Origin of the sequence: Thermaurantimonas aggregans, from assembly GCF_003851885.1 — a bacterium.
Lineage (GTDB): Bacteria > Bacteroidota > Bacteroidia > Flavobacteriales > Schleiferiaceae > Thermaurantimonas > Thermaurantimonas aggregans.
Window position 1 is genome coordinate 69,558 of the sequence record NZ_BHZE01000002.1, and the last position, 14,565, is coordinate 84,122.

Here is a 14,565-nt window from a genome sequence, read left to right on the forward strand (position 1 = left end):
TTTTCGACTGATTTTTAAAGTTTTTCAGCCAAAATCCAGAGATTTTCGTTCTTTTCGGTTTTTGTTGCGATCAAAGCGTGGGTATTGCTTTCTTCAATCTTGTGTTTTTTTCGGATGCTTTCAGGCCTGTCGGGAAATTTACCTGTAATCACCATAGCTTCAGATACTTGTAGTTCTGATAGGGACTTAGAAAACCGCAAAGTGCGGTAGACCCTCCAGCCGGGCACTTTCGTTAGCTGTGATGAAGTATAAATGCGCGCTTCTGGATGAAAAGTTTTCAATTTAAAATCAGCAGCTAAGGCTTTATCACCACCACTTTTAACTAGAGCTGCATGAGGTATGTAAATTAAATCTTCGGGTTTAGCAGTTGTCAGCACCTTGTTATGATGGGTAAGTTTATCTGAAAAAAAAAGCAAATGAGAGGTATCGTCGCACTTCCATATCTCCAGTAGAGGAGGTGAAGCATGAGACGCATACAGCAGCAAAACCTCTTTGAGCTCGTCTTCCACAGCCAATAGATACACTTTGGCAGGTGCACCAATGTAGCGACTTAAAAAGTCAAGATCGGCTACTGGACTTACTTTTAAAAGGAAATCAACTTCTAAATTTTCAAGACTTTTACGTAATGCTGAGGGATTAGGCTCATAGTCTGCCGGGTGAAAGGTTTTCTTGCCCGAGGCGGTACGTCGGGCAGGATCGGCGTAAATTAAGGTTTTTTCATTGGATGGGAGAAGGTTCTTAAGCCAGTCAAAAGCATCGAGGTTATATCGCTCTACGTGTGGTAAATACTTTGAAAAATTGAAATCGTTGTAATCAAAAATGGATTTGTTTCGCTCAAGATAGATGGTTTTTGATGCAGCACGTGCAAGGGCTATGGTGTCCATTCCTAAGCCTCCTGTGAGGTCAATAGCGGTTTTGTAAGCCTCAGACAGCTTAGCTTTAAAAGCGGCCGTATGGTGATGAGATGCCTGCTGAAGGGGAAGACCCGCCGGAAGAAGCCATCCGGGATAAGACTTGAGTAAAAATTCAAACTTTTTTGCATATTTGATTCTGGCAAAACACTGCTGTGCGGCTTCTTTGAAGACAGGTTCGTTGCTGTATTTCAATAAAGCTCTTTCAATTCCATGTTGCTTTATTTCATCGTACAATTTGGCGTATTCATCTCTTTCTAATCCCAGAGAAACGCGCTCAAAGAGCTCTTTCGAAGACATAGTGTAAGATGTTGCAACCCATTTTTAGGGCACGCTGGCGCACCTCTTCGGGGTTGTTGTGCACTTCTTGATCCTCCCAGCCGTTGCCGAGGTCTGTTTCGTAGGTGTAGAGCAGTACGATGCGGCCGTTGTGTGTAATGGCGAATGCCTGAGCAGGTTTACCGTCGTGCTCGTGAATTTTCGGGATGTTTTTAAAGGGAAATTTTTGCTGAAAAATGGGGTGAAAATCAGGCAGTAGTTCCAGTTTCTTGTCGGGAAAGAGTTTTTGAATTTCTCTGCGCGCGTAAGGATCCATGCCATAGTTGTCGTCTATGTGAAGGAAACCACCGTTAAGCAAGTATTTTCTGAGATTTTTTATATCTTGATCGGTAAAATAAATGTTTCCATGCCCGGTGGCGTGAATGAAGGGGTAATTAAAGATATCTGGCGACGAAGGCTCTACCACGGCAGGTTCGGGATGGATGCGTGCGGGCAAGTGTTCATTGCAAAAGCGAATTAGATTTGGCAGTGAAGTAGGATTAGCGTACCAATCGCCCCCACCGGCGTATTTGAGAACAGCTATTTTCAATGATTGGCTGTACAAAAAGGATGCACTCAAAACAAGTAAAAGGGTTTGAACATGGCGCATACTCCTCATATCAGACAATTTTTCCGTCGCGTAAAGATATCACCTTGCTTGCCATAGCTGCCAGACTGTCGTTATGCGTCACGATTAGGAAGGTGATGCCAAGCTCTGAGCAGAGTGTCTGAAAGAGGTGACTGATCTGTTCAGCGTTTTTAGAATCTAAGTTTCCCGTAGGTTCGTCGGCCATTACAATTTTTGGATTATTTATCAGGGCGCGGGCTATGGCCACGCGTTGTTGTTCACCTCCGCTGAGTTCTGAAGGTTTGTGATTGAGGCGATGCTCCAGGCCTACTTTTTCGAGCCAAACAGCTGCTTGTTCCTCAGCCTTCTTTCGGCTTACGCCTGCGATCATAGACGGTATGGCTACATTCTCTAGGGCGGTAAACTCCGGTAGAAGATGGTGAAACTGAAATACAAAGCCAATATTACGGTTCTTGAGCTCTGCCAATTTTTTGTCAGAAAGAGATTTGTACGAAACCCCTTCAAAAAAGACCTCTCCACTATCGGGTTTATCGAGCGAACCCAATAGGTTGAGCAATGTGCTTTTTCCGGCACCTGAAGGACCTACAATGGCTATGAGTTTACCGGATTCGATTTCGACGCTTATGTTGTCGATTACCTTAAGATGGCCATACGACTTGCTGAGTGCATTTGCACGTATCAGTATGCTCAACGGCGTTGGATTTTGTAACGTTGATACACTGACAAAAATATTCCAAGGGTCATCATTACTATACCTGTCCAAAGTAAATTGATGGCTGGAAATACGATGGCTTTCATGATGATGAAATCGGGACCGTCGTTTAACTTCTTCCAGGTGGTGAAGACCAACTTGTTTTGTTCCTGATTGATGTCCTTGAAGCGCACCTTGATGCCTGCTTCTTCTGAAACGGCATCGATGTGGTTCACGACGTTCGACTCGTCGAGGTAGTATTTGGGCCGCACTTCATAGCGATTCCCTGTGGCTGATATCAATTTCAAAACAGCTTCAATTTCAATGGTCTTGATTTCTTTTGTGCGAGGGTCGCGACTGGTATTGGCTATAATGCTGTCGAGCACCATAAAATATCGATCGACGATAAATGTATCTCCCCTAGCCATCATAAATTCCATCTCATCCCCAAAACCATCGGGTGAATTTCGGTTTTGTACATCAGAGGCGTAGGAGAGAAAGGTATAGATGTCTTTATGCAAGTAGTGCTTAGTGCCAGGTTCGGCCACCAAGCCCATTCGGTCATTGATTTGAATATGGGGCACTACCGTAAAGGCATGAGCTAATTGGCCATCATTCTCTTTCAAAAAATCTACTTTGTAATATCTGCGATGATTTTCCTGCCAGGTATCGCTCCAAGTCACCAGATAAGGTTCCATGACGAGGGTATCGCCCTTTTCCATTAAAATATTTTCACTGGCTGGGATGTTTTCTGCAATGTACGTTTTGTTTTTAGTAATGATTTTTTGATTGGCTTGGCTCACTACGGTACCAAGCATCATGAGGCCGAAACCGGCATGTGCGATAGATGCCCCCGAAACAGCCCAGTTGCCGCGTACGATGCGCAACCAAAAATCCAGATTCGATACAAGAGCGAGAGCTGAGGTAAATGTAAGTAAGCTATACAGTGGATGCTTCCACATCTTAAAAAGAAGGATGAAAGGAAGGCTCAACAGCACGCTCACAGCTATGCTCAGCGAAATATTTTTCCAAAACTGATTTGCCTTCTTCTGTCTGTACGACAAGAATTGCCCAAAGGCCATAAAAAGCGTTATGATGATGGCGAAGGGCAATTGAAAAGAATTGTAGTGCTTAATGGCATCTACGGGTGGGGCGAGCTTCTCGGGCAAGAGCTTTACCAATCCATCAGGCCCAATCAATTTATTGATTACCGGTATCGAAGTGCTGAAGATGATTTGGAAGCCTGAAACCAGTAAAATCAAAGCCCCTACAAACATCCAAAACTCGCGGCTATAGAGTGTTTCGTCTTCAGTCTTGTCGGGAATCCATTTGTAATGAAAGGCAAAGAGCAGGAAAGGCAGTAGTAAAAAGAAAAACAAAAGGGCTAAGAGCTGACCATTGAGCCCCAGATCGACGAACGAATGCACTGAAGCATCGCCTAATACGCCACTGCGGGTCAAAAAAGTAGAGTAGAGGATGAAGAAATAGGTTAGAAATAGCATCCAATAACTGGTGCGTAGAGCAGTGCCTTTGTTAATGGCGATCATCATCAGATGTGCTGAAGCAGCCAAAGTTAGCCAAGGTACAAGGGAAGCGTTTTCAACAGGATCCCATGCCCAGAAACCTCCAAAACTCAGCGATTCATATGCCCAGGCGCCACCCATCAAGATGCCTGCACCCAGAATACCTAGCGCAAAATATGTCCAGGGTAAGGCTGGCTTTAACCATCCTTTGTAGTCGCGCTGAATGAGTGATCCGAGTGCAAAGGCAAAAGGAATAACCGTAGAGGCAAAACCAAGGAATAATGTGGGGGGGTGTATGGTCATCCAGTAGTTTTGTAATAAGGGATTCAATCCTCGACCCTCCATAAAGCCAGGTAGCTTCTGCAGGTAGTCTTCCATTTTGGTCCAAGGTAGTCCTATGTTTTCGGGCAATTCTCGGATCAGCACAAAGGGCGAGCTGCCAATTTTTACCCCAAAGGGATATATTCCCAGAATCATGCTTATCAGAAAAGTCTGTACCAATAAACCGATCATCAGCACTGGGGCTTCGAAGCGGTGTCTTGCTAATGGAAAAATCAAAAACAGCATCGCGTGCCAAAAAATCCAAAGAATGAAACTGCCCTCTTGACCCTCCCAAAAGGCAGAAAAGATGTATTTCGTCTCGAGGTTTCGGCTGGTGTGCTTCCAGGCATAGTCGTACTCGAAGTAGTGGCCCGTGAGCATCACGAGCATTAGAGCCACAATAGCTACTACTGAAAAGGTGTGAAGATAAAAAAGAATTCTTCCAGTTTTTTGATAATCAATGTTTTGACTTTTTAAAGTCAAATAGTAAAAAAAGGCTGATACCAGTGCAGTTACAAAAGCGAGGGATGTAAATATGCGACCGGCTTCCCCTATCCATGTTGCTTCACCAATGTAATTCATTCGCCGTCAGTTTTACCTTCTTCCAGTTTGTTTTGTTCGTTGTATTTCGATGGACACTTCAATAAAATCTCGTCAGCTACAAAGGCTGTGTCAGTCGAATATCCCTTCATTGTGATGTCTTCACTGCGCTCAAAGTCAGTTGGCTTGGGTTTGAAATACAGTACTTTGCGGCTATTTCCTTCTTTATCTACGGCGTAAAAGGAAAAAACACCCGCTCTTGCATCGAAGTCCATGGGCTTTTCGCGGTCGAGTTGCCCGATCACTGTGTACACTTTTCCAGGATTCTGCTCAGCTTTTGTAAAATTTACATAAGTACTCGCATCGCTAAGCGTAGCCATTACTGCGCCAATGGCAATGGCTATCACGATGAGCAAGACGATATACGACTTTTTCATAATGCTTACCTTACATTTTACTTCGATGAGTCTTCCAGCTTCTTAATCCTTCGGTCGAGATAAGTCAGGTAGCCGATCAGTCCAAACAGTACGATCAGACATACCACAACTACCACATAGATTTTACCTTCAGCCCTGAAAGCGTCGGCCATTTCGGGTTCTACTTGCTGACTGACTGCTTGGCCGAAAGTCAGTTGAGCCATTAAAAAAGTGTAGATGTATTTGTTCATTTTTTTAATTCAATCGTCTTTCTTCCAAAATTTTCAGTTGAGAGCTCCTGAAGCTCATTTCTCTTTTGCTCCAATCGATACAGCCGCACTTTGAGTTCAAGTATCCATGTTCCGATGAGCGACCAGCCAATCACTGCCGGATAAAACACCATTCGCATTCGATTGTCTAAATCATAAGAGCTGAAGGCGGGATTTCCTCCATTGCCCGGATGTAAACTGTCGGTCAGCCGTGGCAAAATTTGAATGAATACAATCATAATCACAAAAGCAAACACATTGTACACGGCGGATATGCGCGCCTTCTTCTCTCCGTCTTCCACCGCGCCTCTGAGTACAAAATAGGCTAAATAAGCCAGTAAAGTAATAGCTGCACCATTAAGCTTGGGGTCATTTACCCAAAAAGCTCCCCATGTATAGCGCGCCCAAATCATGCCTGTTACTATGCCAATAACCGACACTAATACTCCCACTTGAGCCGCTGCAAAGGCTACGGTGTCGTATTTGAGGTCTAACTTGAGCAAGTAGCGCACGCTGTACACTAGGCTAACTGTCAGCATTACCAGCATAGTCATCCACATCGTCACATGAAAGTACAGATTTCGAATCGACTCATTTAAAATTGGCAGCCGGGGTACTTCTGAGAGAAAACCCATTACAATGGTATACACCACCAGCATCGACGCCAGCACCTTCCACCAATTTTTTTTCAAAGACATAAAAATTTTTGCGCAAATATACAATGGCCTACAGGGCCATTTTTGTTCAAATAACACGCCAATAGCCTGTGTTGATTGCCTATTGAAATTCTAAAAATTAAGCATCACATCATTCCAACAGAAGTGTGAAGGAACTTTGTTTTACTTCTCATACTCGGGCGTTCCTCTGAAAAGGCCTCTTTCGGGCTCGCTATTTGCCCGGTACTTTGCTACGCACTGCCGGCTTCGCAGGTACCTTCCAGATTTTATTTTATGCAGATAGATTTTAAAAACTTTCGTATGTTCACCTCATGCCTAACGGCTTTCGGCCGGGTAGCTCTGAACTTGTGATTGCAATTTTGTTTTTTTAATTTTCTTTTTTGTTTCGCTGCATCCTTTCATTTTTTACCTTAAAAATCTTAGTACTCTCTTGTGAATCGAGATTGTGATTGAATATTAGCTTTGTCGCCCGTTTAAACAACGTTAAACGGGCGCACTTCACATCATGTCACATTCTACCAAATACATCTTCGTCACCGGCGGGGTAACATCGTCATTAGGTAAAGGCATCATCTCAGCTTCACTGGCAACACTGCTTCAGTCGAGGGGGTACTCCGTTACCATCCAGAAACTCGACCCCTACATTAATGTGGATCCAGGTACGCTTAATCCATATGAACACGGCGAGTGCTATGTGACCGAAGACGGTGCTGAGACCGATCTCGATCTAGGCCATTACGAGCGTTTCCTCAATCGCCCAACCTCTAAAGCCAACAATGTGACTACAGGTCGCATCTACTTGAATGTGATTGAAAAAGAGCGAAGAGGTGAATTTTTGGGCAAGACTGTGCAGGTAATCCCTCACATTACCGATGAAATCAAAAATCACATCAAGATTCTCGGCCAATCAGGAGAGTACGAAATAGTAATTACCGAAATAGGTGGCACTGTGGGCGACATAGAGGCGCTGCCCTACATTGAGGCTGTTCGTCAGCTCAAATGGGAGCTTGGACAAGACGCCCTGGTAGTACACCTTACACTGATTCCCTATTTATCAGCCACAGGGGAGCTGAAGACCAAGCCCACCCAGCACTCTGTAAAAATGCTTCAAGAGAGCGGTGTACAGCCCGACATCTTGGTATGCCGCACCGAGCACCCCTTGGGAGAAGACTTGCGCAAAAAACTGGCACTCTTCTGCAATGTGAAGAAAGATGCTGTCATCGAATCCATTGATGCTGAGACCATCTATGCCGTACCTATCCTCATGCGTAATGAAAAGCTCGATGAAGCTGTACTTAAGCGCTTAAATCTACCGGTACGTCAAGAACCTGATTTAGTGCGTTGGAAAGAATTTTTGTACCGTCTAAAGTTTCCAAAGACAGAAGTTACCATCGGATTAATCGGCAAATACGTCGAGCTCAAAGATTCTTATAAATCCATAGCCGAAAGTTTTATACATGCCGGTGCTCATACCGAAGTCAAAGTTAATATCCGGTGGATTCACGCCGAATCCCTCCGTCCCGAGACGGTAGTTGATACACTAAAAGGTCTGCACGGTGTGCTAGTGGCTCCCGGTTTTGGAGAGCGAGGTTTTGAAGGCAAGCTCGAAGCTGTGCGCTATGCCCGCGAAAACAAAATACCCTTTTTCGGCATTTGTCTGGGTATGCAAATCGCTGTAATTGAATTTGCTCGAAATGTTATAGGCTTGCAAGATGCCAGCTCCACCGAATTTCATCCGAAAACCCCTCACCCAGTGATTGACTTAATGGAAGAACAGAAAAAAATCACTGAAAAGGGAGGAACGATGCGTTTAGGTGCCTGGCCCTGTAAACTCGAACCAGATTCACTGGCGCACCGAATTTACCGCAGACTCGAGATCTCTGAGCGGCATCGCCATCGCTACGAGCTCAATAATGCCTATCGTTCTCAACTTATGGCAGCCGGCCTCCGCCTCTCAGGTATAAATCCCGACAAGGATTTAGTCGAAATCATTGAACTCGACGACCATCCCTTTTTTATTGGCGTACAGTTTCACCCAGAATATAAAAGTACCGTGTACAACCCGCATCCGCTTTTTATACATTTTGTAAAAGCAGCTAGTCATTATGCTGTGGATAATGAGTAACCTAAAAAAAGTTTGAGAAATACGTATGAACAAACTAGACAACAATACCATCATAGGCCTCATACTGATAGGCCTCATAATGATGTGGATAGGTTTTACATCCACACCCTCACAATCAACTCAAGAAAATACTCAAACTACTCCTACAGAACAACCTGAAGAAGAGGTAGTCGAGTCAGTCGATCTTTCGCAACCCATCGACAACGGCATCGCGATGATGCAAACAGCTGCTGAAGAATTTTATGCAATGGAGAACGACCTGCTGAATCTCACCTTCAGCAGCAAAGGCGCTGTATTGAAGCGCGTGGAGATTAAAAAGCAATTTAACTGGAAAAAAGAACCGCTTCAGCTTATTAACGACAACTTTGAATGGAAGCTGCTGCTTGGCAAAGTTGTAGCCGTACCTACCAGCAAGCTCTTTTTTCGAATAAAAGACAAATCAGATCGGCACATTACATTCACAACGCAATTTGAAGGCAAAGACTTGAACATCACGTACAGCCTTGAGCCAGGAAGTTATCGCATTAACATCGATATCGAATCGCCTTTGCTCAGCAATGGCGGCTACATCGATATGCGCATGAGGGCTTTTAGGCTGGAGAAAAACCGCGACTTCGAGAGCAATCGCACCTCTGTGTACTATCACTTGGCCAATGGCAAGCTAAAAAATCTCAGCGAAACTCGCTCAGACAACGAGCGCGCCGAACAGCTCGATTGGATTGCCTTCCGCCAGCAGTTTTTCTCCGTAATCCTGAGCTGCGAAAGCGATTTTAGCTCTGCTGAAATGACGGTGGAGCCTCTGGCCGATGAAAATTACACCAAACTCATGGCCTTACGCGCCGAACTGCCGGCTACTACCTCTGCCGTGAAACTCCACATGTACCTTGGCCCCAATAAGTTTAACATTCTCAAAAAATACAAAAACGACTACGAAAAGCTCATCCCTCTAGGCTGGGCCATTTTTGGCTGGATCAATCGAGGAGTTGTCATTCCCATTTTCAACTGGCTTGAGTCGTATAACCTCAACTACGGCATCATCATCCTCATTATGGCCATTCTTATTAAGATTGTCATCTTCCCCTTTACTTACGGTTCGTACCGCAGTATGGCCAAAATGCGCATCCTGAAGCCCGAAATGGATGAGATCAACGAAAAGTATAAAGACGAGAAAGACCAGCTCAAAAAGCAGCAAGCTCTCATGGAGCTATACCGTAAGAGCGGGGTTAATCCTCTTGGCGGATGTATTCCCTTGTTGTTTCAGTTGCCCATTTTGTTTGCTGTGTTTCAATTTTTCCCTGCCTCTTTCGAGTTGAGAGGTCAGTCCTTTTTGTGGGCAGAAGATTTATCAACATACGATTCTATTCTCGATTTACCCTTCCGCATTCCAGGGTATGGCTCACACGTTAGCCTTTTTACGCTGCTCATGACCATCTCTACCATTATCTACACCTGGATGAACCAGCAGCTCACTCCTCAAAACAATCAGTATCCGCAGCTGAAGTATATGATGTACTTGATGCCCATCGTTTTCCTTGGAGTATTTAACAATTATGCTTCAGGTCTAACGTATTACTACTTCATTTCAAACATCATTACCTTCGGTCAGCAATATGCCATTAAGGCTTTTATTGACGAAGAGAAGTTGCACGCTAAGATCAAGGAAAATCAAGCGCGTGAGGTAAAACCTTCGAAATTCATGCAGACCTTTGAGCAGTTGGCCAAAGAGCAACAAGCCAAAGGCAATAGAACCATCCGCAGAAGAAAGATGTAATTATGAAAAATTTTCAAAAACTCACGATAATTGCTCTGCTGGCAGCTTTTTCAGCATGTAAGAGCACCTCAAACACGACAGCCCGAGCGCTTAAAGGGAACAAACCTTTTGTGATTTCGCTTGAGCGCACGCCATGCTTTGGCACCTGTCCGGTTTACAAGGTTAGCATACACTCTGATGGTAAAATTGAATACAGCGGAAAAGACTTCGCAAACCCAAAGGGCGAGTATGAAACCTACATCCCGCTTACGGAGGTAGAAGTGCTGCGAAAAGCAATTATTGAAGCCAACTTTGTAAATCTGGCTGATACGTATGACAATATGTACATTAGTGATTTGCCTTCGGTTATTACCACGCTTACTGTGGAGGGCAAACAGGTAAAATCCATTAAAAATCGATACAATCCCCCTCCACAATTGGTGAAGCTCGAAGTACTAATCGACAACATATGGAGAAAAGAACTCGAGGTAAAAGAGTAATAGTTCTCAAAAGACATTCAAAAAAGCCCGTTTTAATGGGCTTTTTTGATTTCATTACCTTGTGAAAACCTTACCTTTGTATGCTCATTGTTCAATAATTTCTTTCTGAACCACAACGCTTTGCACCTCCGATGAGCGATAGCCTACAGCATGAGTGCGGCATTGCCCTACTCCGTCTCTTAAAACCTCTGGACTACTACCGCGAAAAGTACAAAACAGCTTTCTACGGCCTCAATAAGATGTACCTGCTTATGGAAAAGCAGCACAATAGAGGCCAAGATGGCGCCGGTCTAGCATCCATTAAATTCGACATGCAGCCCGGTCAACGATACATAAGTCGTATCCGCTCGAATGACCCTACGCCGATCAAAGACATCTTCGCGCGCATCAAAATTCGATTTTCTGAAACCCTTGGCTCTAAAAATCCCGAAGATCTCACAACTCAGGAGTTAAAAGAACTGCTGCCTTATATCGGCGAAGTGTATCTCGGCCACTTACGCTATGGCACGTATGGCGGCAATAGCATCGAGCAATGCCATCCTTTCTTGCGCCAAAACAACTGGATGACGCGCAACCTGCTGCTGGCAGGTAATTTTAACATGACCAACGTTGACCAACTCTTTAATAAACTCATTAGCCTCGGTCAACATCCAAAAGAAAAAGCCGACACAGTAACCATCCTGGAAAAAATCGGTCACTTTCTCGACAAAGAAAACGAAGAAATCTACCAGAAGTACAGAAAGGCTGGCTACAGCAAGAAGGACATTTCACCCTTGATAGCCCAAGAGCTCGATGTAGCTAACATTCTGAAAAAAGCCAGTAAACACTGGGATGGTGGCTATGTAATGGCCGGCTTACTCGGCCATGGCGATGCCTTTGTGCTGCGCGACCCCAATGGCATAAGACCGGCATTTTACTACGTAGATAATGAAATAATTGCCGTAGCCAGTGAGCGACCCGTATTGCAAACCACCTTTAACGTACCCCTCGAATCGGTACAAGAATTAGAACCCGGCCACGCCCTCATTATCAAGCGAAGCGGACAGTATTTCATCAAGAAAATTAAAAAAGACGCCGAACGGCGCAGTTGTTCTTTTGAGCGCATCTACTTCAGCCGCGGCAACGATGCAGGTATTTACCAAGAACGCATTTCTTTTGGCAAATCGCTCCTCGAACCCATTCTCAAAACCATAAATTACGACCTTGAAAACACAGTATTCTCGTACATACCAAATACGGCAGAAGTGGCTTATTACGGGTTAATTCAGGGCTTAAACGAATATCTAAATACCAAAAAAGCTGAACAGCTGGCCAAAGCGGGTAAAGCCCTCACCCAACAGCAGATCTTGTCTATTCTCAATCAGAAAATTCGGATGGAAAAGGTTGCCTGGAAAGATGCCAAGCTGCGCACCTTTATCACCGAAGATGCCTCTCGGTCTGATTTGGTGAGCCATTTGTACGACGTTACGTATGGCATCATTCGCCCCTCAGATACGCTTGTGGTACTCGACGATTCCATCGTGCGCGGAACCACGTTGAGAGATAGTATTTTGAAAATTTTGGATCGGCTCAATCCCAAACACATCGTAGTGGCTTCATCAGCACCACAGATTCGATACCCCGATTGCTATGGCATCGATATGGCTCGGTTGGGCGATTTCGCTGCCTTTCAAGCTGCAGTAGCCCTGCACTGGGAGCGCGGTACGCATTACATTCTGAATGAAGTATATCAGCAGTGCAAAGCCTATTTGGCCGAAGAAGATCCAGAGCCAAAAAATCTCGTAAAGGCTATTTACAAACCTTTTACGGTACAAGAGATTTCAGATAAAATGGCTGAACTACTCTCCCCGCCAGGTATGAAGGCGAAGGTTTCCTTTGTTTTTCAGAGCATCGAGTCTCTGCATCAAAGCTCCCCAATGCATACGGGCGATTGGTACTTTACGGGCGATTATCCCACGCCTGGAGGTATGCGCGTAGTAAATAAGGCTTTTGTTCACTATATGGAAGGCAATCCCAATAGGGCTTACTGACCATGACGGCAACTTCAAAAATTTTTTTCATCTCCGACCTTCATCTCGGTGTCGATGCCAAATTCACCTCTATTCAGCGAGAGCGCCTCTTTGTTAAATGGCTTGAGAAATACGGAGCTGAGATGAACGAGTTATACGTCGTAGGCGATTTGTTTGATTTTTGGTTTGAGTACAAGAAGGCTGTTCCTAGAGGCTTTACGCGCGCTATAGGATCGCTGGCCCTTTTGGCCGACAGTGGAGTAAAAATTCACTTCTTCACCGGTAATCACGATCTGTGGATTTTTGACTATTTGCCGAATGAAATAGGTTGCACCTTGCATCGCAATCCAATAACCCAAATCATTAACGGAAAAAAATTTTTCATAGGCCACGGTGATGGCTTAGGTCCGGGTGATTACGGATATAAATTTTTGAAAAAGGTTTTTACCAATCCGCTGGCACAGTGGCTATTTAGGCATGTACATCCCGATATAGGTATTCGCCTAGCTCAAGGCTCGAGTCGTGTGAGCCGAAAACACACCGGAGGGTCAGATGCTGTGTTCACTTCCAAAGAGCAAGAGTGGCTTTATCACTATTGTTTAGAGGTGCTTCAGAGCGAGCATGTCGATTATTTTATTTTCGGTCACAGACACTTACCTCTCGATTTGCAAGTTGGCAGTCATAGCCGGTACATCAACTTGGGTGAATGGTTGCACTATCAGACGTATGCTGTGTGGAATGGCACTGAGCTCGAATTGCGAGCCTTCGAATCAGATGCGCAGTTTATAAAAGGTTAGTGATGGATTGGTTTTTACTGGTCATTGCTTTTTTGTTTTTGATTGCGGGGCTGGCGGGAGCCGTTTTACCTGTTTTACCAGGTCCGCCTCTGAGTTTTTTAGGACTCCTTATACTGCATTTTTCTTCTCAAGTTCAATTTTCACTTGCCTTTCTCGTTGTGGCAGCGCTGGTAGCAGCGCTAATCACTGTTTTAGACTATGTGATTCCCACCTATTTCACACAGAAGCTGAAGGCTTCGCCAGCAGCGGTTAGAGGCACGTTTGTGGGTACCCTTCTAGGTCTTTTTTTAATACCTCCAGTAGGAATTTTGATTTTTCCGATACTTGGCGCTTTTGTGGGCGAACTCATTTTTTCAAACGATGTTCAAAAAGCTTTCAAAAGTGCTTTTGCCAGTTTTGCTGGCCTAGTGGGTGGCATTGTCATCAAAGGTGTCTATGGCCTTTGGGCGCTCGTGTATGGTGCTTTTGCACTGTTCTGATTCCTTACAGCAGCAGCTAGTATTTTGATTTTTTCCCGAAGTTCATGTAAGGTTTCAGTTTTATGTTTCACCCCATTGAGCTCAATATAAAATACTGCACATGCTGTAATAACCGACAAGCATTTTGATTGAATTTTTGAAAAAAACAGTATCCCTATGAAATCAATTAACTTAAGATTGTTAACCATCTTATTTTTCTGCACTATAACCTTTGCTAATGCACAAGATACACGGTTAGAAAAAATTTTTAAAAGTAAGAATCTTCCCTTCCAGTATGAACGAGAGGCTCTGAGATATTTAGTAGGCTATCCGCTGAAAAATGGCAGGGCACAGATTGTAAAAGTCACTGCTTTTCACACAATCGGAAATATAGATAACATAACAATATCGACAATGGTGAGGAGTAGCAGATTGAAAGGAAATGAGCTATCTGCATGGGTGACTAATACCAATAAAAAGATTAAACATGGATCCTTCAGATTGAATAAAGAGGCAGTGAATTTTGAACTGGAGATTCCGGTTAATTCTACTGACAAATCGATTTTAGAGGCACTTGAAATGGTGGCAGCTGAAGGCGATAAAGCAGAACTTGAACTCGCTGAGGGAGATGACTTTTGATTACTCGACTTCTGCTAAGTTACAACTACTTT

General features: G+C 44.2%; 14 protein-coding genes. 7 read left to right on the plus strand and 7 right to left on the minus strand.

Annotated features, from left to right (window positions below):
- Positions 1-14: 14 nt before the first annotated feature.
- Genes EIP89_RS01235 through EIP89_RS01265 form a run of 7 tightly spaced genes read right to left on the minus strand, consistent with a single transcriptional unit; the run spans position 15 to position 6,276 of the window.
- Positions 15-1,211, minus strand: coding sequence for a THUMP-like domain-containing protein (locus EIP89_RS01235; protein ID WP_124396845.1), 1,197 nt, complete (start codon positions 1,209-1,211; stop codon positions 15-17).
- Positions 1,189-1,839, minus strand: a complete 651-nt coding sequence (locus EIP89_RS01240) for a DUF4159 domain-containing protein (RefSeq protein ID WP_124396975.1) — start codon at positions 1,837-1,839, stop codon at positions 1,189-1,191. Before EIP89_RS01240 ends, EIP89_RS01235 begins: the two co-directional genes overlap by 23 nt.
- A 10-nt stretch (positions 1,840-1,849) precedes the next feature.
- Positions 1,850-2,509, minus strand: coding sequence for an ABC transporter ATP-binding protein (locus EIP89_RS01245; RefSeq protein WP_307718662.1), 660 nt, complete (start codon positions 2,507-2,509; stop codon positions 1,850-1,852).
- Positions 2,506-4,935: a cytochrome c biogenesis protein CcsA gene (gene ccsA / locus EIP89_RS01250; RefSeq protein WP_124396846.1), complete on the minus strand. Its 2,430-nt coding sequence runs from the start codon at positions 4,933-4,935 to the stop codon at positions 2,506-2,508. Before ccsA ends, EIP89_RS01245 begins: the two co-directional genes overlap by 4 nt.
- Positions 4,932-5,330 carry a cytochrome c maturation protein CcmE domain-containing protein gene (locus EIP89_RS01255; protein ID WP_124396847.1) on the minus strand — a complete coding sequence of 133 codons (399 nt, stop codon included), beginning with the start codon at positions 5,328-5,330 and terminating at the stop codon, positions 4,932-4,934. Before EIP89_RS01255 ends, ccsA begins: the two co-directional genes overlap by 4 nt.
- Before the next feature lie 17 nt (positions 5,331-5,347).
- Complete coding sequence (locus EIP89_RS01260) at positions 5,348-5,560, minus strand: CcmD family protein (RefSeq protein WP_218019305.1); 213 nt, start codon at positions 5,558-5,560, stop codon at positions 5,348-5,350.
- A complete protein-coding gene (locus tag EIP89_RS01265; protein WP_503827244.1) occupies positions 5,557-6,276 on the minus strand; it encodes a cytochrome c biogenesis protein in 720 nt (239 codons plus the stop codon). Before EIP89_RS01265 ends, EIP89_RS01260 begins: the two co-directional genes overlap by 4 nt.
- 484 nt (positions 6,277-6,760) lie before the next feature.
- On the opposite strand from EIP89_RS01265, the gene pyrG reads away from it, so the two are divergent.
- The 7 genes from pyrG (at position 6,761) to EIP89_RS01300 (ending at position 14,533) form a co-directional block, all read left to right on the plus strand.
- The gene (gene pyrG, locus EIP89_RS01270) at positions 6,761-8,380 is read left to right on the plus strand and encodes a CTP synthase (protein ID WP_124396849.1); all 1,620 of its coding nucleotides are present in this window, start codon (positions 6,761-6,763) and stop codon (positions 8,378-8,380) included.
- Between the two features lie 25 nt (positions 8,381-8,405).
- Positions 8,406-10,151: a membrane protein insertase YidC gene (gene yidC / locus EIP89_RS01275; RefSeq protein ID WP_124396850.1), complete on the plus strand. Its 1,746-nt coding sequence runs from the start codon at positions 8,406-8,408 to the stop codon at positions 10,149-10,151.
- A gap of 2 nt (positions 10,152-10,153) precedes the next feature.
- The gene (locus EIP89_RS01280) at positions 10,154-10,630 is read left to right on the plus strand and encodes a DUF6438 domain-containing protein (protein ID WP_124396851.1); all 477 of its coding nucleotides are present in this window, start codon (positions 10,154-10,156) and stop codon (positions 10,628-10,630) included.
- 131 nt (positions 10,631-10,761) lie between these two features.
- Positions 10,762-12,660 (plus strand): amidophosphoribosyltransferase, encoded by a 1,899-nt coding sequence (locus EIP89_RS01285; RefSeq protein WP_124396852.1) that lies wholly within the window; start codon positions 10,762-10,764, stop codon positions 12,658-12,660.
- 2 nt (positions 12,661-12,662) lie between these two features.
- On the plus strand, positions 12,663-13,436 hold the full coding sequence (locus EIP89_RS01290; protein WP_124396853.1) for a UDP-2,3-diacylglucosamine diphosphatase: 774 nt from the start codon (positions 12,663-12,665) through the stop codon (positions 13,434-13,436).
- Between the two features lie 2 nt (positions 13,437-13,438).
- Positions 13,439-13,915: a DUF456 domain-containing protein gene (locus EIP89_RS01295; RefSeq protein ID WP_124396854.1), complete on the plus strand. Its 477-nt coding sequence runs from the start codon at positions 13,439-13,441 to the stop codon at positions 13,913-13,915.
- Positions 13,916-14,071: 156 nt separating this feature from the next.
- On the plus strand, positions 14,072-14,533 hold the full coding sequence (locus EIP89_RS01300) for a hypothetical protein (protein WP_124396855.1): 462 nt from the start codon (positions 14,072-14,074) through the stop codon (positions 14,531-14,533).
- Positions 14,534-14,565: the final 32 nt, after the last annotated feature.

Excerpts from the sequence above, each read along its gene's own strand:
- EIP89_RS01260 (WP_218019305.1), bottom strand. The coding sequence starts at position 5,560 with ATGAACAAATACATCTACACTTTTTTAATGGCTCAACTGACTTTCGGC.
- EIP89_RS01285 (WP_124396852.1), top strand. The coding sequence starts at position 10,762 with ATGAGCGATAGCCTACAGCATGAGTGCGGCATTGCCCTACTCCGTCTC.
- EIP89_RS01255 (WP_124396847.1), bottom strand. The coding sequence starts at position 5,330 with ATGAAAAAGTCGTATATCGTCTTGCTCATCGTGATAGCCATTGCCATT.
- EIP89_RS01265 (WP_503827244.1), bottom strand. The coding sequence starts at position 6,276 with ATGTCTTTGAAAAAAAATTGGTGGAAGGTGCTGGCGTCGATGCTGGTG.
- EIP89_RS01290 (WP_124396853.1), top strand. The coding sequence starts at position 12,663 with ATGACGGCAACTTCAAAAATTTTTTTCATCTCCGACCTTCATCTCGGT.
- EIP89_RS01235 (WP_124396845.1), bottom strand. The coding sequence starts at position 1,211 with ATGTCTTCGAAAGAGCTCTTTGAGCGCGTTTCTCTGGGATTAGAAAGA.
- EIP89_RS01240 (WP_124396975.1), bottom strand. The coding sequence starts at position 1,839 with ATGCGCCATGTTCAAACCCTTTTACTTGTTTTGAGTGCATCCTTTTTG.
- EIP89_RS01295 (WP_124396854.1), top strand. The coding sequence starts at position 13,439 with ATGGATTGGTTTTTACTGGTCATTGCTTTTTTGTTTTTGATTGCGGGG.
- ccsA (WP_124396846.1), bottom strand. The coding sequence starts at position 4,935 with ATGAATTACATTGGTGAAGCAACATGGATAGGGGAAGCCGGTCGCATA.
- pyrG (WP_124396849.1), top strand. The coding sequence starts at position 6,761 with ATGTCACATTCTACCAAATACATCTTCGTCACCGGCGGGGTAACATCG.
- EIP89_RS01300 (WP_124396855.1), top strand. The coding sequence starts at position 14,072 with ATGAAATCAATTAACTTAAGATTGTTAACCATCTTATTTTTCTGCACT.
- yidC (WP_124396850.1), top strand. The coding sequence starts at position 8,406 with ATGAACAAACTAGACAACAATACCATCATAGGCCTCATACTGATAGGC.
- EIP89_RS01280 (WP_124396851.1), top strand. The coding sequence starts at position 10,154 with ATGAAAAATTTTCAAAAACTCACGATAATTGCTCTGCTGGCAGCTTTT.